This window comes from Achromobacter sp. SIMBA_011 (assembly GCF_046535435.1).
Classification (GTDB): Bacteria; Pseudomonadota; Gammaproteobacteria; order Burkholderiales; family Burkholderiaceae_B; genus Achromobacter; species Achromobacter dolens.
In genome coordinates, this window is record NZ_JAWRWN010000516.1 from 1 (window position 1) to 269 (window position 269).

General features: G+C 65.1%; 1 pseudogene. It reads left to right on the forward strand.

The features are described 5' to 3' along the window. Positions 1–110 (forward strand): annotated as a pseudogene (locus tag SB816_RS31960) (D-glycerate dehydrogenase); the annotation flags it as partial. Positions 111–269 lie beyond the last annotated feature (159 nt).

A 269-nucleotide genomic window follows, 5' to 3' on the forward strand; every position in this document is an offset into this window, starting at 1 on the left:
CGCCGCACATGGCGAGCGCGACCGTGGAAACGCGCGACCAGATGGGCTTTACCGCGCTCGATAACGTCGCGGCCGTGCTCGACGGCGCGAGCGCGCTGAATCCGGTTTAAGCCTCGGCAGGACACTCGCCGCCGTGCAATGCGGCGGCGAGGCGGCAAGACTGCCGCGTGATCCCACTATGTCGGATCGAGCCGCGACCCTCGCGCGGCGGCTGCTATCTAAACAGATCGCGAAAGCGATATCGAAACGGATATCGAAAGCGTCCGGAT